Annotated in this window: 23 protein-coding genes; 14 read left to right on the top strand and 9 right to left on the bottom strand. The window is 38.2% G+C overall.

Features of this window, described 5'->3' with window-relative positions; translation table 11 throughout:
* Positions 1-2: 2 nt before the first annotated feature.
* Complete coding sequence (gene pdeM, locus GO495_RS02335; protein WP_157298091.1) at positions 3-644, top strand: ligase-associated DNA damage response endonuclease PdeM; 642 nt, start codon at positions 3-5, stop codon at positions 642-644.
* A 4-nt stretch (positions 645-648) separates the two neighbouring features.
* Positions 649-1,545, top strand: a complete 897-nt coding sequence (locus GO495_RS02330; RefSeq protein WP_157298090.1) for a histone deacetylase family protein — start codon at positions 649-651, stop codon at positions 1,543-1,545.
* A 143-nt stretch (positions 1,546-1,688) separates the two neighbouring features.
* Here the strand turns inward: GO495_RS02330 and GO495_RS02325 are convergent, their stop codons facing one another.
* Both GO495_RS02325 and GO495_RS02320 read right to left on the bottom strand, forming a co-directional pair.
* Positions 1,689-2,852 carry a hypothetical protein gene (locus tag GO495_RS02325; protein ID WP_157298089.1) on the bottom strand — a complete coding sequence of 388 codons (1,164 nt, stop codon included), beginning with the start codon at positions 2,850-2,852 and terminating at the stop codon, positions 1,689-1,691.
* A 286-nt stretch (positions 2,853-3,138) separates the two neighbouring features.
* A complete protein-coding gene (locus tag GO495_RS02320) occupies positions 3,139-3,837 on the bottom strand; it encodes a hypothetical protein (RefSeq protein WP_157298088.1) in 699 nt (232 codons plus the stop codon).
* Between the two features lie 388 nt (positions 3,838-4,225).
* Between GO495_RS02320 and GO495_RS02315 the strand changes: the two genes are divergently transcribed.
* On the top strand, positions 4,226-4,585 hold the full coding sequence (locus GO495_RS02315) for a hypothetical protein (protein WP_157298087.1): 360 nt from the start codon (positions 4,226-4,228) through the stop codon (positions 4,583-4,585).
* Between the two features lie 574 nt (positions 4,586-5,159).
* Here the strand turns inward: GO495_RS02315 and GO495_RS02310 are convergent.
* Entirely contained in the window at positions 5,160-5,516 is a 357-nt protein-coding gene (locus GO495_RS02310) for a winged helix-turn-helix transcriptional regulator (RefSeq protein WP_157298086.1), read from the bottom strand.
* A 104-nt stretch (positions 5,517-5,620) separates the two neighbouring features.
* Here GO495_RS02310 and GO495_RS02305 point away from each other — a divergent pair, with 104 nt between their 5' ends.
* The 4 genes from GO495_RS02305 to GO495_RS02290 all read left to right on the top strand — a co-directional run bounded on the left by GO495_RS02305 (position 5,621) and on the right by GO495_RS02290 (position 10,151).
* On the top strand, positions 5,621-6,373 hold the full coding sequence (locus tag GO495_RS02305) for an SDR family NAD(P)-dependent oxidoreductase (protein ID WP_157298085.1): 753 nt from the start codon (positions 5,621-5,623) through the stop codon (positions 6,371-6,373).
* A gap of 59 nt (positions 6,374-6,432) precedes the next feature.
* The gene (locus tag GO495_RS02300) at positions 6,433-7,056 is read left to right on the top strand and encodes an NADPH-dependent F420 reductase (RefSeq protein WP_157298084.1); all 624 of its coding nucleotides are present in this window, start codon (positions 6,433-6,435) and stop codon (positions 7,054-7,056) included.
* A 548-nt stretch (positions 7,057-7,604) separates the two neighbouring features.
* Positions 7,605-8,609, top strand: coding sequence for a PDDEXK nuclease domain-containing protein (locus GO495_RS02295; RefSeq protein ID WP_157298083.1), 1,005 nt, complete (start codon positions 7,605-7,607; stop codon positions 8,607-8,609).
* Positions 8,610-9,122: 513 nt separating this feature from the next.
* Complete coding sequence (locus GO495_RS02290; RefSeq protein ID WP_157298082.1) at positions 9,123-10,151, top strand: hypothetical protein; 1,029 nt, start codon at positions 9,123-9,125, stop codon at positions 10,149-10,151.
* A 132-nt stretch (positions 10,152-10,283) separates the two neighbouring features.
* Here the strand turns inward: GO495_RS02290 and GO495_RS02285 are convergent, their stop codons facing one another.
* The 3 genes from GO495_RS02285 to GO495_RS02275 all read right to left on the bottom strand — a co-directional run bounded on the left by GO495_RS02285 (position 10,284) and on the right by GO495_RS02275 (position 11,995).
* The gene (locus GO495_RS02285; protein WP_157298081.1) at positions 10,284-10,799 is read right to left on the bottom strand and encodes a hypothetical protein; all 516 of its coding nucleotides are present in this window, start codon (positions 10,797-10,799) and stop codon (positions 10,284-10,286) included.
* A gap of 8 nt (positions 10,800-10,807) precedes the next feature.
* Positions 10,808-11,299 carry a hypothetical protein gene (locus tag GO495_RS02280; RefSeq protein WP_157298080.1) on the bottom strand — a complete coding sequence of 164 codons (492 nt, stop codon included), beginning with the start codon at positions 11,297-11,299 and terminating at the stop codon, positions 10,808-10,810.
* Positions 11,300-11,590: 291 nt separating this feature from the next.
* Positions 11,591-11,995, bottom strand: a complete 405-nt coding sequence (locus GO495_RS02275) for a DUF3828 domain-containing protein (RefSeq protein WP_157298079.1) — start codon at positions 11,993-11,995, stop codon at positions 11,591-11,593.
* 665 nt (positions 11,996-12,660) lie between these two features.
* On the opposite strand from GO495_RS02275, the gene GO495_RS02270 reads away from it, so the two are divergent.
* Both GO495_RS02270 and GO495_RS02265 read left to right on the top strand, forming a co-directional pair.
* Positions 12,661-13,584, top strand: a complete 924-nt coding sequence (locus GO495_RS02270; RefSeq protein WP_157298078.1) for a hypothetical protein — start codon at positions 12,661-12,663, stop codon at positions 13,582-13,584.
* A 377-nt stretch (positions 13,585-13,961) separates the two neighbouring features.
* Positions 13,962-14,294, top strand: coding sequence for a hypothetical protein (locus GO495_RS02265; protein ID WP_157298077.1), 333 nt, complete (start codon positions 13,962-13,964; stop codon positions 14,292-14,294).
* A gap of 583 nt (positions 14,295-14,877) precedes the next feature.
* Here GO495_RS02265 and GO495_RS02260 read toward each other — a convergent pair.
* Entirely contained in the window at positions 14,878-17,316 is a 2,439-nt protein-coding gene (locus GO495_RS02260; protein ID WP_157298076.1) for a M4 family metallopeptidase, read from the bottom strand.
* Between the two features lie 900 nt (positions 17,317-18,216).
* Between GO495_RS02260 and GO495_RS02255 the strand changes: the two genes are divergently transcribed.
* From GO495_RS02255 to GO495_RS02240, 4 genes are read left to right on the top strand one after another with little or no spacing between them, the layout of a single operon-like run.
* Positions 18,217-19,410, top strand: a complete 1,194-nt coding sequence (locus tag GO495_RS02255; RefSeq protein WP_157298075.1) for an ATP-binding protein — start codon at positions 18,217-18,219, stop codon at positions 19,408-19,410.
* A gap of 40 nt (positions 19,411-19,450) precedes the next feature.
* A complete protein-coding gene (locus GO495_RS02250) occupies positions 19,451-20,101 on the top strand; it encodes a hypothetical protein (protein WP_157298074.1) in 651 nt (216 codons plus the stop codon).
* Positions 20,102-20,137: 36 nt separating this feature from the next.
* Positions 20,138-20,545, top strand: coding sequence for a hypothetical protein (locus tag GO495_RS02245; protein WP_157298073.1), 408 nt, complete (start codon positions 20,138-20,140; stop codon positions 20,543-20,545).
* A gap of 6 nt (positions 20,546-20,551) precedes the next feature.
* On the top strand, positions 20,552-21,610 hold the full coding sequence (locus tag GO495_RS02240; RefSeq protein WP_157298072.1) for a hypothetical protein: 1,059 nt from the start codon (positions 20,552-20,554) through the stop codon (positions 21,608-21,610).
* A 72-nt stretch (positions 21,611-21,682) separates the two neighbouring features.
* Here GO495_RS02240 and GO495_RS02235 read toward each other — a convergent pair whose 3' ends face one another.
* Both GO495_RS02235 and GO495_RS02230 read right to left on the bottom strand, forming a co-directional pair.
* Positions 21,683-22,777, bottom strand: a complete 1,095-nt coding sequence (locus GO495_RS02235) for a site-specific integrase (protein ID WP_157298071.1) — start codon at positions 22,775-22,777, stop codon at positions 21,683-21,685.
* A complete protein-coding gene (locus tag GO495_RS02230; RefSeq protein ID WP_157298070.1) occupies positions 22,774-23,103 on the bottom strand; it encodes a hypothetical protein in 330 nt (109 codons plus the stop codon). The genes GO495_RS02235 and GO495_RS02230 overlap by 4 nt, the downstream gene beginning before the upstream one ends.
* Before the next feature lie 844 nt (positions 23,104-23,947).
* Between GO495_RS02230 and GO495_RS02225 the strand changes: the two genes are divergently transcribed.
* Positions 23,948-25,774 (top strand): coiled-coil domain-containing protein, encoded by a 1,827-nt coding sequence (locus GO495_RS02225; RefSeq protein WP_157298069.1) that lies wholly within the window; start codon positions 23,948-23,950, stop codon positions 25,772-25,774.
* Positions 25,775-26,368: the final 594 nt, after the last annotated feature.

The following is a 26,368-nucleotide window of genomic DNA, read 5'->3' as shown; positions in this document are numbered from 1 at the left end:
ATATGGAGGATGTGATTTACAATTTCCAGGAACAGACCTGGCATTTATCTGCCCACCGGGCCATCTTCTGGCAGGAAGAACAGGCGTTGATCGTATCAGATCTTCATCTTGGTAAATCTACCCATTTCAGAAAAGCAGGGATTCCTGTTCCTGCGAATATTGGTCAGGATGACCTTTATCGTTTGCAATTGCTGATTACCGCATATAATCCTGTACAGGTGATTATTGTGGGTGATATGTTCCATAGTTCCGAGAATAATGATGTGCCTTATTTTAAATTGTGGCGTCAGCAGTTTGCGCATATCAGTTTTAAACTGGTGAAAGGAAATCATGATATTTTAGGTGCGCATCTTTATGAGGCGATGAATGTAGAAGTGTACGATACGCTTTCTATCAGAGCAATACATTTTGTGCATGAGCCTTGCGATAGTTCGGATGGATATACTTTCTCCGGTCATTTACATCCGGGGATCGCAGTAGCTGGCGCCGGCAGGCAACGGTTACGGTTACCATGTTTTTATTTTGGCAGGAACTGTAGTATTCTTCCTGCTTTCGGGATGTTTACCGGTCTGGCTATGCTAGAACCGGAAGAAGATGAAGCGGTGTTTGTGATTGCTGAAAACACTGTTTTAAAAGTGAATTAATTTTATGCTGATAGCCTACGATCCGATATATGCACATCCTTTGCCTGAAGGTCATCGTTTCCCGATGGTAAAATATGAACTGATACCAGCACAGTTATTACGCGAAGGGATTATCACAGAGAATCAGATCATAAAACCCGCTCCACTGGAAGAAGATATTATTCTGCAAACACATACACTTCATTACTGGCGTCAGTTACAACAACAAACATTATCAGATAAAGAACAAAGACGGATAGGGTTACCACAATCCCCTGCATTAACATTACGTGAGATCACTATTTCCCGTGGTACAATTGACTGTGCATTACATGCACTGGAACATGGTGTAGCGTTAAATGTAGCTGGCGGCACACATCATGCTTTTGCAGACAGAGGTGAAGGCTTCTGCCTGCTAAATGATTTTGCCATTGCTTCCAATTATTTACTCTCTCAGCATCTTGTAAAAAAAATATTGATCATAGATTTAGATGTACATCAGGGAAATGGTACTGCGGCGCTTTTTATGGGTAATGAACAGGTGTATACTTTCAGTATGCATGGTGATCATAACTATCCTTTTCATAAAGAGGTTTCTGACTGGGATGTACCTCTCCCCGATGGGATGAATGATAATGATTATCTGAAAACTTTACAGGATTGCCTGCCTGTGTTGATTAATAAAGTGAAGCCTGATTTTGTATTTTATCTCTCCGGCGTGGATATTCTTGAAACAGACCGGTATGGGAAATTAAAAGTCTCTGCGCAGGGTTGTTTGCAAAGGGATGAACTGGTGTTTAACACACTGAAGAAGCATGGTATTCCCTGTGCAGTAGCTATGGGTGGAGGGTATTCTACCCGGATAAAAGATATTGTAAATGCACATTGTAATACGTTCAAAGCAGCGGGGGAGATATTTTAAGGAAAAGATTCAAAATCGGTGCAGGAAGTATTTATCCAGTTATGTCTCTTCTGGTTTTCGAACAAAAATATGTTGATTATTAATAAGTTAGGATCGTAAGATACATCAAACAACAATTATTATGATACAGTCTGTTCTATACCTTAACTTCTCCATTCCTTAACGATGTTTTCCGGTAACCCGCACTCGGCTAAAAGTGTTGAAAAGTCTTCAGGGCCTATGCTCCAATCTACTGAATAAGCCATAAATTTAGCGCCTGTAGTAACTTCATTATTCAGCTTACTGGCATTCAATAAACATGCTACTTTCCTGATCATAGATTCAGCCAGTGAAAAATCTTCGAGTTCTTCTACTTCTTGCATAAAAGCAACAAGTAAGCGTTCATGCGTATTTGCAGAAAGGTCGATATAGTAATCTCTTTCATCATTTGCAAGTAATTCCGTTAATCTGTCGGCTGATTTTTCTATTTTCTTTTGTTCTTTTTCTGAATAGATTGTCAACACAGGGCTATAATCCCCTATTTCCTGGTAGTTGATTTCTAAAATACCTAACGGTTCTTTTAAATCTTCATCTGCAAGTGTTTTAATAATATCCTCAGCAATTAATGAAGATACTTGCTCTGAGAGTTGCTGTAGTGTAATGTTTGATGGTATTTTTACATAATCATAAGAAGTACGTTTGTCACCAAATACATTTATTATTTCTTCCAGTTCGCCAGTAGAATTATAATTATATTTTTTACGCAGGGAATATTCACCTACGCCCGGCATGATATGCAGGCAATCAGCATTGATGATGCGGTCTTCTTTGTAATCATATGATTCAATTATACAGATTACTGAGGAGGCCTCTTTCAACAGTTTGGTCAGGATGGGCTTACCCGTCATTCCCGCGAACTGACGAGTATTTATATCATTCAGTATGATTGACTGAAAACCAACTTTTCTGTCACCTTCATATATCACGCGTTGTAAACTGGATGGAATGGGCGAATTCTGATTATACTCCACATACTCTATCAGTGAATCTGTATACGTGTAATAATTTTTCTGCTCTTCAAACATGGAAAAACAGGGCTTCCCTAATGCATCCAGTCCGTAAGCATAACTATGTTCCGGGCGCTCTTCTGCAGAAAGAGGGCCTTGTGCGGGGAATTTCTCTTTAGTATATTTATCTAAGCCAAATCGGATTGTTTCTGCATACACCATCTTCACAGATGTATCCTTCATCTCCTTTCTAAGTTCATATTCATCGTAAACAGTTAACCATCTGTCTATCAGATCTTGTTTCAGTGCAGGTAATGTCATTCCTAATATTTAAAACGCTAAAGGTAAGTTATTCCTGGCCGGAAATTATGACTACGATAAAAACAAGGAGGGGCAGTGCTTTTAATATATGGAAGAATAGTGTTTCTAATCGATAAGACACTTTAACAGGTATTCAGATTCTAAGAAGTATTGTTAAGAACAGGTATTGATAAGGTTCATCCTACGTTCATCCTACGTTGCGAACGTAGGATGAACCTTATCAATACCTGTTCAATGCTACTTTACATAGGGTTTTATTATAATCCGTGAAGGTGTATCATACTGTTCAACAGATCATCAACAACCTATTCTGTCCGGATTTTTCCTTTGGTGCACGGTGAATACAAGGAGGAACCTGACTTTCAGGATGATCAACCGCCAACCTCCATAAATGACCAAGGCCTAAGCTTATTGGACGTGCATTAGGTTTGGCCTGATAGTGTAGATCAAAGAAATTTTCACTTAAGAATGATTCAAATCCTTCATCTGCTCCATGATATAGCTTTTTGAGTTCATTACGTATTTCTGGAATAAGTACTTTCTTTTTGCCTTGTGAATTTGGCAATATTTCACTCGACTCGCCATAGTAAGTGCATAAAAAGGTATTGATTGGTATAGGAGAGCGATCTACATGAAAAGAATAAACATCGGTTGGAAAAAAAGGGTAGGTATCATCCCGATCATAGTATTTGATCACATTAAGGATTGGCGATGCGCCATGAGCGTTCAATACCTTCAGGTCATTTAAAAGAATTTCACGGGCAAGTTGCCCTTGTTCACTCAACTGAAGTTCACAAAGTTCCTCTGGTTCAATTGCCGTTATATTTCCGCTTAGGGCTACCTTTTTAACGATCTCAGAAAAATCACCTGTTAGTTTACGAGTCCAGCAAACCGCATTAATTTCTCCACTAAATGGCGTAGAAACAAGGTCTTGAAAATTCGTGACACAGTGAATTTGATTCTCAGCATGAGATAAATCTATCATGATAGTTAATATATCTTTCGCATATTTATGTAATTGCAAAGCTATGACATTTTACGAGGTCTGTGAATGTCGGCACTATGTGTCAGGTTGAACGACCCGCCAGATCTCCTAAGCAGTTGGCACTGATTTTTAACAAGTTATGTGACGCTGAGATTAAATTCACTGGTTAATGCGGCTATTATGTGGCGACAAACCAATTATGCAGGCCGTTAATTAAATCCTAAAGTTTGGAACACGATCTGGCAAGGCAGTTTGTAAAACTACCAGGTAGTTGGTATTTTTACAACTTCAGGGATTAAATGCTTGTCCAAAGTAAAACACCAGACGCTACTATTGGGTCTGCTTGTACAGCACTTATTTAATTCCTTTTTAACTAAATCTTATGAAGATGTACAAACTATTATGTGGATTCCTGCTGCTTTTCTGCCTGCAAACCAAAGCACAATCCAAAGATTCATTGAATGTAAAGCTGGCTGAAGCCAAACGTGAGATATTGGCGAATATCGTTATTAACGATAACGCGAATAAGGCGTTTGATTTCTTAACGCAGAAAGCAACAGAGGCGTACCAGCACGATGGATCAAGTAAAAATCTGGCTAAGATCCTTGAACGCTACCGGACATTGTTAACAGAAATCAAAGGTGCACAGACACCTAAAAGCAACAATACCGAAGAGTTTGAAGTTAGTTACGAATCTATCAAAAAAGCTAAGTTGAAACTCTGCCCTCTTTATCCTTTTTGCGATTAAGTTTGTAATAGCTCCGATTTGCGTCGACAGTCAGTTCAAACAATGGTTATGTCATAGAAAAATAAATTGGCTTATTGACCATTGATAAAATAAAGTAAAATAGCACAAAAAATGCAAAACCCGCTCTAAGAGCGGGTTTTGCATTTTTTGTGCCCGGTAGCGGTAAGTTTTCGAACCAATTGGTGTTGATTGAATGTGCAGGGTATGGTTAACCCATTAAAATAAGATCATACAAAAAACTAAGTAAGAGGGAGATATAGTGCCTCCTTTTTTTGCAATCAGGAAGTAAAATAACACAAGAGAATGTTCGGACTGTGAAGGATTTTTTTGCGGCAATGGGCCGCAGCGATAAGCAGGGTCTGCCGGCATTGTCTGCCGAAGATATTGCGCGGATCATTCCGGGCGAGGACTGGCAGATGTGCTTCCTTATGGGACGTTTAGTAGCCGGGAACCGGGGAATTAACCATAATACAGGCGTTGCCCAACCTGGATGGAAGTCTTCAAATATTGGCCAAATAGCTGATACGGGGTTGCCAGCAGCGATGGTTGGACGACACCCAATAAAGAACAAACATTATTTCCCGACAATTTTCTTTCGGTGTACATTTCCCCAATCTGTAAGATTGCTGATTATGGTTTGTAGCGTATTGCCGTGTTCCGTAAGTTCATACTGAACTGTTATTGGTTGAGTATCTAAAACGGTTCGTTTAACCAACTGGTTTATTTCTAATTCCTTTAGTTCTTTACTTAGCATTCTGTTGGAAAGTCCTTCTATATCATTCAAAATATCGGAAAATCGCCTTTTACCGTAACAGCAAATAGACGAAATAATCGGAATCTTCCATTTCCCGTTCAGCGCGTCCATTGAATCTTGTACGGCTCTCATTCTTTTCTTTTGTTCCTGTTGGAACTCTTCTATTTTACACCCCATAATGTTACCTGGTTACACCGATGTTACTGTTATTTTTCAGCACTAAGTTACTAAAAATAACCTTCAGAGACTACCTTCGTCACTCAATCTTAAAAAAAGAAATAATGAGTAGATTAAAAAATAAAGTAGCAGTTGTCACAGGTGGTAATAGTGGCATTGGGTTTGGCATTGCCCGGGAATTTAAAAATGAAGGTGCTAAAGGAGTTATTGTCGGCAGAAATCAGGAAACTTTGGATAGTTCAGTGGCTCAACTTGGAGATAATTTTATAGCCATAAATGCCGATGTAACCAGCCTTGCCGACCTGGAAAGAGTGTTTAAAGAAACATCTGAAAAATTTGGTAAAATAGACGTGATTGTAGCCAACGCGGGTGGTGGAGCTGTAGGAACTGTGGCAACTATTGGCGAAGCCGACTATGACAAGACAATGGATTTAAACCTGAAAAGTGTTTACTTCACTGTTCAAAAAGCATTGCCCTATATGAATGATGGTGGTTCTATTATTCTTATCGGGTCAAATGCTGCACATCGGGCATATGCGAATTTTACGCTTTATGGCGCTGCAAAAGCGGCTGTAATCTATTTAGCAAAAGGATTTTCAAGCGACCTTTTAGATAGAAAAATCAGAGTAAATGTAATAACACCAGGTACAACAGATACACCAGCATTTGAAAAGTTTGTTCCCGCAGAACAAATTGAAGCTGTAAAAACACACTTTGCAAGTGTAATGCCGACAGGCAGGATTGGGCAACCATCCGACATTGGTAAAACAGCAGTTTTCCTGGCCTCTGATGATTCCTCTTTTATGCTTGGTGCTGAGCTCCTCGTTGATGGTGGTATGACCTATTTGGCTAAGTAATTGAACCCACGCGGGGCACGAGTTTGTAACTCGAGCTGCTAATTAAAATAATTTTCAAAATGAGTAAAGCAGAAAACAAAGTAGCGAGCTACGCAATTGTCGGCTTCGGCAATATCGGCAAGGCGCTGGCCAAGGCGTTTGCCCGCAACGGCATCGAAGTATCGGTCGCAACCACGCGCGCACCGGAAAGCTTTGCATCCGCCGCGGCCGCGATCGGACCCGAGATCATTCCCACAACACTGGCGGAAGCTGTCAAGGCGGACGTCATCTTTTTGGCTGTGCGTTTTGAATCGCACCCGGATGTCGCAAAGGCACTGCCCACCTGGCAGGGGAAGACCATCGTCGATGTGACAAATGCCTACGGCGTACCCCCTGAGAAGCTGGGAGGACTGCCTTCTTCCAGGTTCGTCGCGCAGGCCTTCACTGGCGGTAGACTGGTTAAGGGCTTCAACCATTTAGTTGCTGCCGTCTTTGACAAAGATCCGGCCGTATACGGTGGCAGGAGAGTCGTGTTCCTGGCGAGCGACGATGACGGCGCAGCAGCGGAGATTGGTGCGCTTGCGGAAAATCTCGGTTTTTCACCAATCCAACTTGGCGGGCTTTCGGAAGGTGGACTGCTTGTGCAGGCGCGCGGAAACAGTTGGGGTCAACTGATCTTTAAGGACCTGGTCAAGTTCGGCTGATGAATAGTGATGAGCCCAGGTGTTTTTTCAAATTATAATACTTAGGTTAAAAGTCCCCGGACAGTGAGTGTCTGGGGACTTTGCTTTTCATAGCACATAATCAAAGAATCAAGTGCATTTTATGTCGTAACGCTCTTTAATAGAGGAGTAGATGGTACCTTGCGAACAGGACTCAGCCTAAAAGGGGGAAATCTTTTTATAGAATTAACGATAAAGAAATTCATTGTGGAATGATTAATTTAGAAAAATTGACGTTACAGAAATAAACAAAAAGCGAGCGCACAACAACGTGTATAAGAAATAGCGGGGGGCGTGGTAAATTGAAGGTCTTTACTCTAATGAAGTTTTGTACCAAACTAAAAGTGAAGTGCTTTTAAATCGCTACTTCTCATACATGAAGTAGTATGTTTTCAAACTAATTGATATTGATAATATGTAGATTAATATCTTCTTAGGAGTCCTGATACTATTTACTGGGTTTAACATCAAGTTAACTTACCGGAGTCAGCAGAGGATTATTTTTGCAGAATTCATCCAATTGTTTGACTATGAATAAAGAATATCAGGAATGGTTTTCGCAAATCAAATACAAGGTTCAGAAGGCTCAATTAAGAGCTGCTCAAAATTTCAACGTTGTTCTGATTGAACTTTACTGGGACTTGGGACGTGAAATTGTAGCACGCCAGAAAGATTTTAAGTGGGGAGATAACTTTCTTCAGCAGCTTGCAATTGACTTAAAATCAAGTTTTCCTCAAATAAATGGCTTCTCCCGGAGAAATCTATATACCATAAGGCAGTGGTACCTGTTCTTTTCACAACAATTTGAATTTGTGCCACAGGCTGTGGCACAATTACCCTGGTCATATCAAAGACTACTGATTTCCAAGGTTAAAGATATTGATATCGCTATTATTTACGCGAATTCCACTCATAAGAACGGGTGGTCCCGAGATACCTTGGAAGCAAATATAAATGGAAATTATCATTTGAGATTAGGTAAGGCAGATCATAATTTCGCGGCAACTCTTCCAAAACCACAATCAGACCTTGCAGTTGAAAATATAAAAGATCCTTATCATTTTGATTTTCTGGGATTGGAAGATGATGCACAAGAACGTGAAATCGAACAGGCCTTAACCCAAAGAATAACAGATTTTATGCTGGAGCTCGGAAAAGGGTTTGCATTTGTTGGCCGTCAGTACAAATTAGAAATAAACGAAGCTGATTATTTCCTTGATTTGCTCTTTTACCATCTGCATCTTCGGTGTTATGTAGTAATTGAATTGAAAGCGGGGAAATTTAAACCAGAATATGCTGGTAAATTGAACTTTTATTTATCTGGTGTAGATAGTCAATTGAGGCATCCTGATGATAGTAAGTCTATTGGTATTATTTTATGTCGGATGAAAGATAAGATAGAAGTAGAGTATGCTCTTCGTGACTTGAATAAGCCTATTGGAGTTAGCGCCTTTGAATTATCTGAGATTATTCCTGAAAATTTAAAAACGCAGCTTCCTACTATTGAGGAAATGGAGAATAGTTTGGTGGATTAATGTTAGATAGGATCAGAAAATTAGTATTCTACTTGTCATATCGAAAGAAGATCAGAAATATTTGTAAATGGAATAGCAGTCAATTATCTCCAAACAGAAATGCACTGAATCCTATAATAGGAGGAAGAAACCTTTTATATCTTGATACACGCAATTACACTAATAATTCCAGTGATATAGTCTTTTCAAAATCTGATAGTAACATTGCTGAAATCGTACGGATGTATTTGCAAATGAGAGTAAAGACCTTTATATGATTGAGGGGATCCGTTTTCCTGTAAATCAATTCCCCGTTTACAGTTTAAATCAACCAACTCATTCGAGTGAATTATTTTGTATAATTGCTTCATGAAAGTAACTATTATGAAACAATAAAGCGGTTGATTCGAAAGAGTGCTTATCAAAGTATTCCATTTTTTCAATACAGCTTATCTGTCGGGCAGTAAATCTGTACTTGGCAGAGATTGTCCGGTTCTTTCACCTATCTTGTATTAGTTCTGTAATCAAAGACCTATGCGTATACAAATAAAATGGAGTTTTTTTTTCGGCATGTTAATTTATGCAGTAACTGCTGCTGCGCAGCAAAAAGAAACTAATGCAAAAATAACTGCGGAGGAAATTGTACAGAGAGCTATAGACAATGCTGGAGGAGATAAAAAATTAAAAGCAGTTAAATCGGCTGAATTCATATCGCAAATTATAACCGGCGATAATGATACTTTATATTTTTCTGTAAAAAGAAAGGGATCTGATAAATACTATATCAGTGTTATGAGCTTCCGTTATGAGAATACAACGACCGTATTTAATAATGGCAATGCAGTTTTGATCAAAAACAATACTGCAGAAAGAATAACAGATCCCATAAAATTAGAGTCCCTGGCATTAAATTGCTATTCTTCAATTGATTATGGATACAAAAAATTGGGCTATAAGCTTAGTCGGATAGAAGACCTGCAGTTTTCTAACTTCAATTGTTACGGGGTACTTGCTGAATCACCATTAGGAAGTAAAACAGTCAACTATTACGATAAAGAGACGGGAAATTGTATTATGATCATGTATCCCTCCGGAAGCAGAACCATATTCAAAAGCTTTCTGCCTTACCAGGGACTTTTATATGGCAAGGACTTACTGCTAAGTGATGCAAAAGGTAATATCTCCACTTCCTTTCTTCGTGATATTAAAATTGATAAAAACCCAGATGATAATTGGTTCAACCTTCTGCCGATTGGTGATTGCAGACCTCCTGCTATTTTTAAAACGGGGCGTTTCCAATATGTTAACGGAAATGATATAACTGCTATCATGACCAGAGAGGAGAATAAACAGATCGAGTCAGACACAGAATATAAAATCGAATGGCTTTCGGACAGCGACTACCTGTTACATCGGCTAAAGTATGTATCAGCACCACCCATAAATGAGAACATAGAATATTTTAAAGTCAGGATAACATCGTGGCGTGGGAATAGGTACTATTGTCAATATATTACATCGGATAATCAAGCTGGCACCTGCGCATTTGAGAAGATTGAATAAACATAAATAGTAAACCCGCTCTATGAGCGGGTTTACTATTTATGTACCCGGTAGCGGTAGGTTTTCGAACCAAATGATATTGATTATAAAGATGTTATGTAGGAATTAAACTAATTTATTGGAATAAATCAATCATCTCTTTGTTTTCAGATGCTGCGGCCATCCTGTTGCCAAGCGCCCATATCTCTGCTTCCCATTTTTCCAGGAATCAGTATCAGGGTTATTGAGGCTTATAAATGTATCAATATTACGCCCGGATATTCTTACAGTATAACTTACTCCGTCTAAAGCTATTCCTTTGCTGCCTTCAAATAAATTGAAGTTGAAAATACCCCTTAAATCAGTAATACCGGGTTCAGTGTAGATTTGACTAATTTCATCTTTATAAATGAAAATCCCCTGTACCAGCCCTCCTGGATTTACCTTTTCACGAAATCTGCTTTCATTATACTTAATGGCAAAAATCCCGCCTTTCCCGAAATATAAATGGTCTACTGTTACCATCCAGATATAGTCGATTGAAATATCGTTTTCACGCCAGCCGCGTTCATTTCTTATTACCTGGGGACCACTCTTAAATGCTGCAAGGCCCAACTTGAGTGCAAGTGATTTTTCAAGTTTATGAAAATGTTCAGGACTACCAATCATTGGATTGTTTATTGGAAACGTTTAGGCTTTCTCTTAGTAAATAAATACCCGTTAATAAGAATTCCTTTATTTGTCACAGTGGCTACAAGCTGTCTTGTTCTTTTAACTTCCACCTCAGCACCATCGCTTTGCGTTATTACTTCTGTGGCACAATAATCACAACTAATTTCAGTGAAATTAATCGTTAATAAATCTTTGTTTCTGTTAAAGGCTCCTTTGTAATAGAAAAAAGCTCCATCCGATGCTGAATGCAAGGTGTCTTTTTTATAAACAGAAATGGGGCTTTGATCCCAGAATATACTGTCGCCATGAATTGTCATCTGCGTCAGGTGATACCACTTTCTTTCCGGATGTCCGGGATCGGTATAACATTCTTTAAGCCCTGCACTATCTGTTGAACACATTTCTTCCAATCCAATGTAGAAACCGTTTAACGAAGTTTGTGCAATAGATATTAATGGAAAGCAGCAAACCAGCATTATGAAAAGAATCTTCTTCATTAAGGAATTTTATTTTTAATCTCATCAATGCTCTTTTCAAAGAAATAACTCATCCAGTCGTGTAAGTCCGACTCTGACGTGACAGGTATACTGCGTCAGCCGGTTTGGGAAATTGCGCCGTGACTTTAATTTGTTTCAATCCGAATCCATTTGCTACAAAATGCCAGTTCCGAAGAACCTGTGTAATCAAAAAAATCTACAGCAACAGCTTTCCGTATTTTAAAACAAGTTACAAATCCATCACTGAGAATATCTATAACACCCTGGCCGTTTTTCAATATTTACTTTTATTTACAGAATTGCAGTTATTTTAGCATTTATTACCTGTAATTTAATCACAGTTCGCTTCTTGTTGTAATTGTCCATATAAGATACAATATATACGTCGTGCTTTTGGGCATCCTTACCTACAAACAATGTCCTTACCCAATCAATATCAGCATCCTGTGCATCTATAAAAGGATCACTATCCAGCTCTTCCTTATCTATTTTATTTAACAATTTAGCTGTACAATACCGCTTTTTGATTATATCCAGTTTTTTCTCCGTACCCTCGCTGCTTGCGACTTGAGTAATATAACTGGTATAAAACTGCTTTAACATAATAATGTTCTGATCCGGAGCTGCTTTGGTCTGCGCCTTACATGTAACGCTGAAAATAATTACTAAAAAGGAGATTAGAAGTTTTGATTTCATTCAATGCAATATTTGTATAAAAATACATATTATCTACTTTGCTGCCGCAGGTGGGACCTCCCCACAAGGAAATATAATAAAGGTCACCTCTGAAATTTTTGAATTTAGAATTAAATGTGATAACGGCTGCTGTTATTAATTTGCTTGTATATGAACAACTATAAAAATGTCTTTGGGTGACCACCCAATGAATCGTTTACGATAGTTAAATAAACGCAAATGTTCCGAGGTTTTTTGGGGTAGCAAACTATTTTTCTACTAATTTATCACCTCATCGGTTATTATTATATAATGAAGCATAGACAGCTTCCAAATTTAAATTAATTATGGCTATTAAAGTAAGCGTCCATTTTTAGGATGCTTCCCTTAAAGCCAGATATACAGATTTCATTATTGCGTCATCTATAGGAAATGATAGCTTATTCCTAGTGTTCTTTCTGATCTTAGGGTGGATCACAGGAGACAGGATCAAGGTGTCGGGAGGACTTCAATAAGTGCAGCATAAAAACAAAAAAGCCGGAGATAATATCTCCGGCTTTTCGCCAAGTGCCCAGTAGCGGTAAGTTTTCGAACCAATTAATGTTGATTATAAGTGCTTTGTGTAAAAAAGGTCTGTTAAAATAGTGAACATAGGAAAAGATCCTTTCCTATTATATCTTTGACGTATGTTTTCAAATCCTAAATTTCTCAGATCTATAGCACTGCTGATTATAATATTTGTAGCTGCCTGTGGCAAAGACAAAAATGATCACAGTGTTGATATCAGCACTAAACCTAATAGAGTATATTATGGTTTTTATCCAAATAATATAGCATTTTATACCTGGAGTGATAGTATTTATTACCTCTCTGATGGACGTATTGATAAGATAATATCTAAACGTCTGGATTACTTGTATGATAGTATTTATTCTCAGTTTGGATATAATACCAATGGGCGGGTAGAGACATTAACAATGAGATCACGTGGTGGTTTTTATAACGAGGATTATGATTTTCATTACGACGCTCTGGGCCGAATGGATAGTATGCACGTATTAGAATATGGTTCACTCACGGATACAATAAATGGCAAGTTTTTTTATGATAAAAATGGAAGGATCAGTGAAGTGAAGATGTTTGCGATACCAAAGGATACCCCTGTTGTATTTGCACATGTTTATTACTTTAGGGATGCTGCTGGAATATTGGATTCCAGCAGAGTTGTACGTGAGATTAATGCCTTCTCGTATACGGAGAGCTCTGCAACAATTACGTATAATAATGCTAAATCTCAGCAAAAAGCGTTTATAGACCATGATTATTTGTTGTTTCTGGCATTGAGAGATAACCCCCATTTGTTTTCCTCAAGTGGAGAGCAAAATATTAGCGATCAACTGTTGAATCCGGATCAGTTAATATTAAAGAGCTACTCCAGAAGTTGGCGCAATAGTGGTAATACAGCGAATAATGCGGTGGTCACTCCTTTTACGGCGGATTATTATTACTATCCTAATCAATTTGTAAAGACGCTCAGTATCTATTTTTCATCTAATGAACGGCTCAGGCTTGTGCTGAGATTTGAATATCCCGGGTACAAACTGGATTAAGAATGTTAGGGAGCCAACGGCAGGGCTAAAATGTTTAGTCATCACAACTTCGACATTCCCGAAAAAGCTGATTTTCTCAGAAAATAGCCTTCGAACTGTTCGTATAAAAATATCATGGCTGCAAATCTTTATAAACTTCAATGCATAACGGTTAATAAAAATGTATTTGAGGATTCGAACCTATTCTAAACATCAGAATGCCACATCAATAGTGTTGGCAAATTGTTACATGTTTGAGAATAATCACTAGATTAATATGCCCTATGCGAGATGACGAAATAAAACTAACAGTTCGCTTTACTACTGCAATGATCCGATGCCTGTTATATACCATGGCTTCAGTTTTAATATACATTTGCGGGGGACAAACGCGCTTAATGTGGATATTGCTAATTACTTCCTCTGTAGTGGCTTTATATAACTGGATTTGTTTATTAAGGGGAGAGGTGGTTTTACTCATCAGTAGCGATGGTATGAAATATGAAGGAAAGATGATGAGGTGGAATACAATAGTCGATTTTGAAACTGTTACTTATCATGATTCGGAAACTGGAAACTGTACCTATTTGATACTAAAACTTTCCAATAGTTATTTGAGTGTAAACATCGATATCAGTAGATTAAATGCGAATGAAGAGCAAATCAGAGAGTGGATAAAAATGTATACTACACTACCTGTTGATAAGGGGCATCATACTAACCCCATATGATATTCCTGTAATTTTAAGTGGGTTTTCCGATGATTCAAAGACGTTAGATATTTAAGAAAGCATCCCTTCCGCTGCGTTACGAGATCTTTATCATTCAACCGATATTCTGAAGGCCAATCAAGGATTCGAACTTACTTTGGGTTGATTAGGAAGGAGTTATAAGTTGAGTTAAACTGACTTAAATAGAAAATCCGCTAGTACAGCGGATTTTCTATTTAAGTGCCCAGTAGCAGTAAGTTTTCGAACCAATTATGTTTGATTATCAAACAATTAATAATCTCCCAATACACCAATCGCATCAAAATAACGACCTTTCTAAACTAATCGCGCATGCTCGTACAACGCTTTGCTTGGGAATATGCTATCAAGAGTTTACGACTACCTTGTCAGCAATCGAACTTGTATAGAATTAATGCTGGTTCTTCGTGAAGAATATGGATTATTTGGTGGGATAAAAACTATGGAACAGCTGAAGTAAAGGGAATGTTAGAAGATTGTTTTTATAGGAAAAATAAAAGCTGATTTTTTAGACCAGCTTTTATTTTTTGTCCTCGGGCTTGTTTTTCAACATATAGCTCAGACACTATTGCTGACCAATGATCAGCGGTTGCCTTTCTTTAGTTTTATCATATTCTATTTCTAAATAATAAACACCTGTTCTGAGTCCGCCGACATTAAGCTGCGCATTATTTACATTAGCGTATTTCTGTTTTCTTAACAGATTCCCCATCTGATCGTAAATACTTACGTTAGTAATCTGCGGAGCCACTGTTAGTTTTTGAGCCATTGGGTCTGTATTCGGTTTAGGCTGTATATTCAGGGTACTTACCGCAGGATTAGGGGATACAGCAAAAACCAGGGAACGCGGACAACTACTGTAAACCGTTACACCATCATGCACGGTCTCACCACAGGCATTCGTAGCTGTAATATTAACACCACCGCCACCATATACACTCACATAGGAGGATGGAGAAGTGGGACTATATACATTAATTGTACTGCCGGATGTAGTTGTGGTAGTCCAGACATAATTGTTAAGCGGCATATTGGGAGCGGTATTGACGTTCCAGCCCTGCCATCCACCGCTACATGATCCGCTCTGGTTATAGGTAACATTCATCATCGACATTGTACTTACAGCTTTTGTAGCAAAAATACAGTTCGGCAAACTGGCGGTAAGTGTAACATTGCCTGAGCCGGTCTTCGTTAAGGTTACAGAATTACCGGAAGGACTGATTGTAACGTACCCGGCAGGTGAGGCGGTCCATGTAACTGTTTGTCCGGCTGGTACACCACTTACTGTATAAGTGGAGGAAGAACAGAAGGCTGCCGCACCGGAAATTACCAGATTTGCATTAGGTGGCGCTGCACCTACACCTACAGCATACCAGGCATCGGTCACTGCTTTCACCTGACAACTACCCGCGCCATATAACTCAGTAGCGGCATTGATGGTAGCTGTCCGTGCATCAGCATATTGACTTTGGGGCTGTAGTTTACCGGTAGATTCTGCATTCCATATAATATTGGCAGCAATGGTTATTCCCTGAGCTGTTACGGAATAACTATTCCCAAGATCATTGGTGCCACTGCCACCCTGACTCAATAGGTAAAACCAGTGACTGATCACAGTACTGTTTTTATGTGGTTCATTATTGTAGTCCCAGTAGCTACCATGATAGGTATCGGGATAAGATAATGAATTTGGATCAACCATAGAGCGAAGGCAGGGTTGTCCGTTTTTCATGATTTCTTCTCCTATCAGCCAGGTTTGTTTGTAAGGCGATGCGTAGTATTCTATTACAGCTCCCCATATATCACTGAGACCTTCATTCATCGCCCCCGGTTCGCTGGCGCCACCTGCAAGACCGGCAGTATACTGACAGATACCATGACCTATTTCATGGGCGATTACATCAAGCGAGGTGACTGCTTTAAATTGAGTAGTTCCATCCCCGTAAGTCATACTATGCATGGTAGGGTCCCAGAATGCATTATCATTATTGGAGAACTGGCTGTTAATTCCATGCAGATCTGCATGTACATAACCAAATAATGTAGCGCCCAGATTATCATAACTATTCCGGCCTCTCACAGAGGCCCAGTAGTCAAACACTTTCTCAGTACCCCAGTGTACATCCTGACCGGCATTGGCGGTAGTCCAGCTGGTAGCTGCATTACTGAAGTCAACTGCTGCCGAATAGTTGCTTCCGTTTTGCATGTTCAGTGTCTGTATCTGTGCACTGAGTGCACCAACAGACCTGGTTTCCCTAAGACGGAAACCGCCGGTGTAAGAGTCGAGGGTAACACTTTGCGAACCGCTGTATAATGTTGCGACGGTTCCGGCGGTATTCGCGTCCAGGATCAGTTGCTCCCTTCCAATCACATTTCCGGTGATAGCATCTATATATACGTTGTTATCACTCAACGGCACTACTGCATAGATGTGAAATTTGTAAGCCAGCCGGAAGGAGTGAGTAATACTGTCATCCCTGCTGATTACCAGTTCTCCTTTAGGGTAAAGGGTTGCTTTGGGATCTTTAGTTACTTCCTGATATCTTTTTTGTGTGAATTCATCTTCCCATCCGTAAGTTCTGGCATGAATGAAATTAAGTGCATTTTTCAGGGCAGTTTTTTCATCCACTTTCACCTGGACAGACGGTTTGCCAATGTTCTGAAAGAAGCCATTTGCTGATTCGATGATACCGTTCTGTGAATGTACAGCATAGGTACCGGTGGGCACTTTGTACCCCTTATAATACTGCTGATACAGGAGATGATCACGGTCTTTGTCTGTAATCACCTTATCCAGCCGCAGACTATCATCTGATGACATTTTCAGGGTTTGCTTCATAAAACCCTGAGCATTGGCGACCGGTTGAGGACGTTGTTTTGTGTCCAGGCGCATAAATTTCACCTTACCGTTGCTGGCGGTATCAGTTTGCAGGATAACCTGTTGCGCCCATAAACTTGACTGTAACAGCATGAGGCATGCGAGGAGTGTAAATTTGCTCTTCATAAGTGGAAATATTCATTGAGGGTTAAAAAATACGCAGATTAAAAAGTGTGTTGAATATAAGCTACAAACAATAAGGTCCTAAGGCTTCATAAAAAGGTATAACAACAATCGCTAACGTGGCATAACACAACTAATATAACCGAATAAATCGGAATTACAATTTATTTCAATGGCTGGCACGGCGAGTAATAGAGTAATAACGACATCAATATATAGATATTTTTGTATGCCGTTACCATAGTGATTTCAAGAACCTGGCTGCATTAATTGCTGAACCTTTATAAAGACGATTTGTCTGGCAAGAGCAAGATTTTGAAGATACATTCCTGTTCTAGATTCAAACTCAACTCCCTGCTTCAAGCAGATTAAAACGTGTTTCACTAAAAGGATACGGGTTGAGTTAAATGATAAGAAATCTCACAATTTTGTGTGTCATTCTGTATGTCAATAATAGAGATAAAACCGCGACACAAATTTAACAACCCAGAAACAAAAAAGGTTGACTATCTATTGATAATCAACCTTTAAGTGCCCAGTAGCGGTAAGTTATCGAACCAAATGGTAATGATTGTTAACAAGTTAAATCTATTGCATATATGATTTAAGAGTATCGGTCCGGGAAGAACTGTCATCTTGAAATTGTCTTTAGTTAGATAAGGACTGCGTTATTTACTAACTCTTGTTTCGGAGACGCTGAGCAATTGAATGTTATTTGCAAAATATTCCAGTGCTTTTCTGAATGATCGGTTCATAAATGGCCTTCTTTAGATTTTTAGTCACCCCTAAAATATCGGAAAGTAATTATTTTGCATGTTTAAACATACAGAATTCGCCTTATTTTGTCGGATGCAACAGACAAAATGATTAATTATTGTACCTTTAAACTAGCAAACATCAATTATGGAACCACTATTTCAGTATCAGGATAACTTATTAAGAGGGGTAGACAACAAATTTAGGCGCTACCTGCATTCGGAAATAAACTGGAAACAAAGAATGATTGCCATTAAAGGACCAAGAGGGGCCGGAAAAACAACCTTGATGCTGCAATACATGAAATTTGATTTAAAAGAAGAAAAATCAAAAGCATTGTATGTTACTGCTGATCATACCTGGTTTTACAACCATACTTTGTTGGATACAGCTATGGATTGGTTTAAACATGGAGGTAGAATTTTATTCATAGATGAAGTACATAAATATCCTGCATGGTCCAGAGAGCTTAAGAATATTTACGATGGCCTGCCCGAAATGCGTGTTATTTTTTCTGCTTCATCGGCATTGGACATTTACCGTGGAGAAGCAGATTTAAGCAGAAGAGTGATCAGCTACTCCCTTGCCGGATTATCTTTAAGAGAATATCTTTCCTTTACAGAGGGGCTTACTTTTGATCCTGTAAGCTTAAATGATATACAGTCTAATCATAGGGATATTAGCAACAATATCCTGGAAAAAATTCAACCGTTACCAGCATTCAATAGATATTTAAGAAATGGTTATTTACCCATAATTGCAGAAGGTGAAGCAGAATATTTGCCTAAGCTGGAGCAGGTGATCAATGCTATTGTAGATACAGACCTCGCATATATTGCCAGTTATAATGCAGGTACTGCTGTAAAAGTAAAACGGTTGTTGGGTGTAATTGCAGAATCGGCTCCGTTCAAGCCTAATATGTCTGCACTGGCACGTAAGTTGGAAATAAATAGAGAAGCCCTGTATGAATATGTTTACCAGCTTAGAGATGCAAGATTATTAAATATCCTTTCTGCAGAAGGAAAGGGGGTTTCGAGGCTGCAAAAACCGGATAAGATTTTTCTGGAAAATACGAATCTTGCTTATGCAATAGATACCCACCCGGATAAAGGGAATATCAGAGAAACTTTTCTCCTGAATCAATTATTGAATACAGGAATAGATGTTACATCACCAGTAGAAGGAGATTTTTCAACTTCAAACCTTATAATAGAAGTTGGAGGCAAATCAAAAACTTCTAAACAGGTAAAAGATGCAGAAAATTATCTGGTTGCAGCTGATGATATTGAAACGGGCTTTGGTCCAAAGGTTCCTCTTTGGCTCTTCGGTTTTCTGTATTAATGCACTGCTATTTCTATTATAGGTTTTTAAATCAATTTTTGTGCTTATTCTCAGTAATGGTTCCGATCTTACAAATAAGGATGTGTATGTCAGAAACCTTTATATGAATGGAAAGCAGAAAGCAAGTCCAATAGAAAGGAATGATCTAAGTAAAGATGAGCGAAAGTTATATGGTGCGGCCAGGTCATCTGGAAGTAATGACCCAGACGTGGATAAGATCTTCTATGATTTTACTGATCAACGAAATGGGGCAGGGATAGTTTCAAATAAATTTGATGGGCAAATATTTGAATATAGGGAGGCCGAAAAAAGAATTCCTGTGATTAAAGATTTGCACCAATCTTTTTCCGGTGGTGTCTTTGCATTTACAGGTATAGCTGATATTGTTGGCAGTGGTGTTAAAAATGGGACATTGACACTTGATTATCCTGGTGGAGAAAAAATACTTAAGCTATTAAAAGATATAAAGGAGGATGGCGGTATTAAAACTGCGGAAATTACATTGACATCAAGTGTATCAGGAGCAAGTTTGGAGGAATTTGCAGCATATAAGCGAGGGTTAGAGTACGCCGGAAAGCAGTATCAGGCATTATTTAATAAAGCAGGTGTGAAAAATGTGAGAATTAATGTTAATGCGCTTCGTGATCAACCAGGAGGTTCTGGAGGAATTGATATAAAATTAAAACGTTAATATTTCAAGGATATGTGCAGATTAAATCCATCTTTTATGATAATAGTAACAGGCATACTTTTTACTATATCTTCTTTTGCGCAAGCTAAAAGATCAAATCAACGTGAAGCATTCTATATGCCTGAATATCATTGTTATTTCGAATCAGATAGCTGTTCCGGTGAAATAACAATGATTATCCGGGATATGAGATATGTGAGAATTAAATTACTTAATAACTGTAATGAAATAGATGTTCAATGCTTTAACCGGAAAGACAGTTCATTGATTGAATGTGGTAAGTATAAGAATGTTAATAACATAATAATCCAAAAAGCACTTGCCAGGGATGTCTCATTCAGCAAAAGCAGAATAGTCGAAACTAAAAGTAACCAATTGCAACGTATAGGGCAATGGAATATTTATAGTAAATCCGGTGAATTGATAAAGACTGAGCAATATTAGGAAGGTATGGCAAGAATAGTAATGGTTTTAAGTGTTTTCTTCTTATTCAACAATACCTCTTATGGGCAGTATTCTTCTAAGGAAATTTATGAAGAAGCATTTTTAAAAATTAGTTTGTTGTTGCAAACAAAAGATCCGACCTGTTTTAAAAAGGCGGTATTTATCACGGAAAACGTTTATTTAAATAATAGTATTACGTATGATGAATTTGAAGATGAAATTCAAACTCTTGTTAACCTTGCGTGGTTAAGGGTTAAGAATAACAGACATCTCCAATATAAAATGGAAGACAGTCTAAATCTGATAAAGAATCTAGCAATTTTCAATGTAATTAGCGATACTACAAGATTAAGTAGTATAATGGGGAAAGATTTAATTGTTTATCCATGTAGATATAACTTCCAGGATCCTCAAGGTGATAAAGATTGGACAAGTACATTTGTTATTTCTCTTCTGACAACGAATGAAGGTAATTGTCGTTCCCTGCCTTACTTATATAAAATTCTTGCCGATGAATTAGGCGCAACTTGTTGGCTTTCTTTTGCTCCTTATCACATTTATATAAAAAATCGTTGTAAACAAACAGGGTGGTATAATACAGAGCTTAGCAGTGGTCAGTTTCCTGTAGATGCCTGGATAACAGCATCGGGGTATATCTCAATGGACGCAATAAGAAGTGGTATTTATATGGATACCTTAAGTAACAAGCAGGCACTTGCAAATTGCATGTTGGATCTAGCTAAAGGGTATGAGCGAAAAACTCATAATTATACAGATAGCTTTATTGTGCGTTGTTGTGATTTGGTTTTGAAGTACCACCCTAATAATATTAACGCAATAGTCTATAAAGCGGAAGTCTTGAAAAAGGTCTATCAAATTTCTAAAAATTCCGGCGCGGAATTGGCCGTCAGTCTTTACCCCAGTATGGAGACTTTATATCTAAAAGCCATGGATTTGGGCTATAAGGAGATGCCAGAAAGAATGTATCAGGAATGGATACAGTCTTTATCCGATCAGAAGGAAAAATATTCGGATAAAAACCATATTCGTAACAGCCATTTGTAATTTTTTTTTCGCTGAAAATAAGATATAAAAGGCTATTCCACTTTTGGGATAGCCTTTTATATCTTATAGGACTTACACAAACGAAGTTATATCAGAATACGGCAGATGACTAATTGCCGCAGATTGATCTTTGGGTTTATGCCTTTTATATGTCTGCTGTACCTGCCTTGTAGTGGTATGTCCCATTAGGTAAGCAATGGTTACATCGTCCACATTCTGATCTTTCAATAAGATTGAAAAACTCAAACGGGCGCAGGACCAAGTAATATGCTTACAGATCTTTGCAGGTTTTACCCATTCATTAAGCACCTTATTACAGCCATTCGCCGTTGGAAGATTAAAAGCCTTGCTGCTTGCCCCGAACTTGCCCAGAGATAACCTTTTGATTTCTTCCAGGATGGCCAATGCAATAGGATGAAGGGTCAAGGTTACTGGCTTCCCAGTTTTCTTTTGGATAATCCGTGTTATCAATACACCTCCCTGAATATCCTTCCATTCCATTTTTTTGACATCTACCCATCTTAATCCTGTGTAGCAACTAAAAAGGAATGCCAACTTAACTTGCTGATTAAAACACGGTGTATTTAACAGGGCTATATATTCTTCTGCTTCCAGATGTTCTTTTAAAGATACACTAGGATTACTTACCGCTGGTATATCTTCGGTAGGGTTTATCCTGAAATAACTATCCCTGGAGGCGGCCTTTATCACCCATTTAAAACGAGCATAATAATTTGCTGGTGTTTCGCCTGTAAGTTTATCAAGGAGGTATCTACGGAACCGCTTACAGAAGTTCTCCGTGATATCAACCGGGGAAATGAAATCACTTTTTATGAACTCTTTAAATTTGGTAAGGCAGCAGGTTAGATGCCTGTTTCCTTCTCTTTTATTTAATTTGATATACTCCTCAAAATATTCGATGAAATTGGCCTTGAACTTATGGGTAGGAATAATGGACGTACCTATAGCTTGTTGCTCTATGGTTAACTGGCTTTTCTTTGTTTCCAGGATTTTTAACGCCTCTTTGTTGAAGTTTTTCTGTTCCTGGCCATTGGGCCTGGCATAAATAAAGATACCAGTAGAAGGGCGTTGTCCTGGTCTCCGTCCAAGGTCATAAAAGAAATGAATTTTATCTCCTTTCTTGTTTAGCTTTTCTCCAATGTTCATAAAAGTGTTTTTTTAATGGTGACAGCAGAAAGGCTCAATGAATGTGCCATGCCAATAAAAAAAGACCCTAGAGAAACAACGTCTAAGAGCAAACGAGAGTTCTTGTGAAAAGGTGAGAAAAAGAAACTTGAAATTAATTTTTGCAGCCAGCCTATAACTCTTGTCAGTACTGACATTACGGCTTTCGAATGACTGCCAAAACGGAGTGTCATTTGGAGTGTCAAATCGGGTGTTTTAGCCACATTTTTAAACATAATTCCCCTTGAATAGTGCCGGAGGTATTCCGGTTGGATGCCTGCAAAACTGAGTGTCATTGCGAGTGTCATTTGAGTGTCGTAAATAGTGGTAGAAAGGGTTAAAAAGCGTGATTTTTGACACTCAGCACATAAAAAAAACTCTGTAAATCAATGATTTACAGAGCTATAAAGTGCCCAGTAGCGGTAGATTATCGAACCAAATAATATTGATTATCAGTAAATTAGTGTTAAATGATGGATATTCTTAAGCGTTAATAAAAGCTAAAAACAATATTAGATACAGAATCAGTAAAGTCTATAATAGTAAATACTTTTTTCTCACAATGTCTACGACTGGCATTTTCCCAATATTTTAGAATAATTCGAATCTAATTGAAACATGCCGACAAATAACAACATTAGATAGTTCTTGATATTAATTCCAGTAGTTAACATATTTACAGATGTTAGTATTTGAGGACCATTATATGAAACACCTCGACATTATCTGACAGGTAACCGATCTACTCTGACAAGCTGTAAGCATTCACAAACAGGATAGGATATCCAAGATGTTATTGGACCTGTGATCCGATATAAGAAATTAGTTTACGGTGTTGCGGATTGATTAAATATGAGGTTGGCCATTAATCTTATAATTCTGTAGTATACTTTGTGAAAAAGTATGATAATAATAGCTACTAAAGCTTCCCCGATTGGTGTGAGAGTTTTAATAACTGGAGAACTCGTCGACTAATCATAATATATTTTTACACAAGCATGGCGGTAACGGAAGATGTAATTCACTTCTTGTCCAGTCAATTTAGCAACTTTACTTTAAGAGAAACGATCTAAAAATACAAACTTGTTGGTATTTTTAGGAAGGGGATAGATGACTAGCTTTGGCTTTTAGCTTAATCTCAAAGTATTATAGATGAATATTTATAATTTATCCCCTAGTTTTTTATTGCTTTTTGCATGTCTCTTGTTTAGTGAAATTGCGTTAGCGCAGAATCAACCGGTAGAACCTTCACCGCAACAACAGGATTCAATTACTGCACTGCGAAAAGCGGACAGTGTGTTGCAAAAAAGTCAGGCATCTATAAACGCGCAGCATACCACCGAACAAAACAAGCTTGATACCCTTCAAGCTGAGATAAAAAATGCTTTTCGTTTATTTGAAGTTGCAACTCAAAAGAAAACGGCTGCTAAATCAGAGTTAGACGCGTTGAGAAATAAAATTGACACTCTTAATAAAATAGCCGAAGAATATAGCAAAAGGAAGGATGAACTTGCGAGTGACGCAGCCCAGAAACAAAAGAGCTTGGATTCGATAAATGCTGTTATAACGAGTGTAGAAGATAAGAAAGCTAAACTTGATTCAGATCTTAATAAAACCAATGCAGAAATAGAAGCAGCAAATGACGAGTTGAGTATCAGAAAGGCTGAATTGTCGAAAGTTGAAGATTCACTGGAAGTGATTGCAAAAATCGAACTGGCTCCCAAAAGTTATATAGAGTTTGATCTTAAAAGAGCAAAGGCAGAACTAGTCAATATAAATCGAAAGACTTCACCGGATGAACAACGGGAAGCAAGAGCGGAAGTCCTTAAAGCATTAGATTCGACCGGATTTAAATGCTACCGCAGTACTTTACTGGATTCTATAATTAATACAGGACAATTTTTGGATTCTTTGTGCAAGCCTTGCAGGACGAATGCAAAAGTATATGAAGTTAATATAGATGTTAATGAGGGGATTATAAGAGAACTCATTGTCAAAACCAGTTGGGGAGTGTTTCGAAATCTGCAAAGTCCTATCGATCTGGTGCATATAGGCCGGAGACTAGATGATAGACTTTACAGGGATGGAGAAAATGTTTACAAACATGAATACATCAAGATTAGCCGGATCATCAAGTATACACCAACCAGGTCCTTTAATGATCTTCCTTACACTCAGTTTAATATCACACTTTTCAGGGATTCATCTCACAAGAATGAAAGTTATTGGATCAGAGAAAGTACATCTATTAATTCCTACTTCGATGTTGCATTGTTTACTGATCTAAAAGGAATTTCCGGAGACGCGAATGGTCTTGCACAACTAACTGGAAGTGCGAGGTTCATTACCAATACTGCAAATATAAAGGGCAGCGCGTGGATATTGTTTAACTATGTTGCCTTTAATGGAAATATCGCCAAATTCGATAATGAATTCAAAGGTACATTGCTTTTGCCGGGAGATAGTATCAATAGAAGAGATCTGCTGCAGAGGGCGAAGTATACATTAGGCATAAAAGCAAACCTTATTCATGGGGTTTTGTCTCCCTTACCTAAACGCCTTATACAGGATATGCAGCTTAATGCCGGTTATTCTTTCATTGGTTCGCAGGTACTGATAATCAAACCTAAGGATCCCTCTGCGCCTGCCATAATGGATTCTTCTTATCATACTGTTACACACAATCAACTATTTATAGAACCGCTTGTTTCCTTTACCCGCTACAGAAACTTTAATATGGCGTTGAGCCTACCCTTTTATTTTATTAATCTGAAGGAAAGTTCAGGCATTTCTAATCATGGATGGGAGCCGTGGGTTAAACCTTCAATTGAGTTAATGTATTACGCAAAAAGAACTTCGTCCAGCAAAATATTTTTCAGATATTGTCACTGGATTAATCTTAAAACTAAAGTAGATGCATTTACTCAGTTTCAGATGGGATATTCGGCGAATCTTACAGAGTTGTTTCAAAGTCATTAAAGATTGAAAAGGCAATTGAAAAACTTGGTAGATTAACGGATACTTTTTGAGGCCATAGATATTTACAAATTGAAATAGTATAACTGGCGCATCTATCAATACGTGAACACAGTAGTGTAAAACAGACGAGTATGTTCTGTCTGAGTATCTTTTCTATACCTAAACTACTTAAAAAAAATTCTTACTAATGAAAATAAATAGGTTGTACGCTTACCTAATCTGCTGCTGAGTACTGTGATCCAGGAATGGATGATAGAGATATGCCGTACTTGCTTTTCCGGTAGCTGGCACCTCAATTCTCCCCGACAATTCCGCCAACTTCATAGCTAGCTCCATAAAAGTTAGTCCGGCATCACCCTCCGGTTTTAGTAACCGGGCAATATCGACATGTGACTCCTTCAGGATTTTGTTGGCGCATCGAATTCAGTCACATCAGAGAAGAGAAAGAGCATCAGAAACGCTCGTCCTTTTGAGTTGATATTAAACCGCCAGTTGAAATAATTGTTGGGATCAGTTCCGAAAAAACTGGCATCTACATGCCAGCAGGTATCTCGGGATCATCAGTTGAAAGAAAACAAACAGGAAAGTACCCAT

Origin of the sequence: Chitinophaga oryziterrae, assembly GCF_009758125.1 — a bacterium.
Taxonomy (GTDB): domain Bacteria; phylum Bacteroidota; class Bacteroidia; order Chitinophagales; family Chitinophagaceae; genus Chitinophaga; species Chitinophaga oryziterrae.
This window is presented reverse-complemented; position numbering and strand designations above follow the sequence as displayed.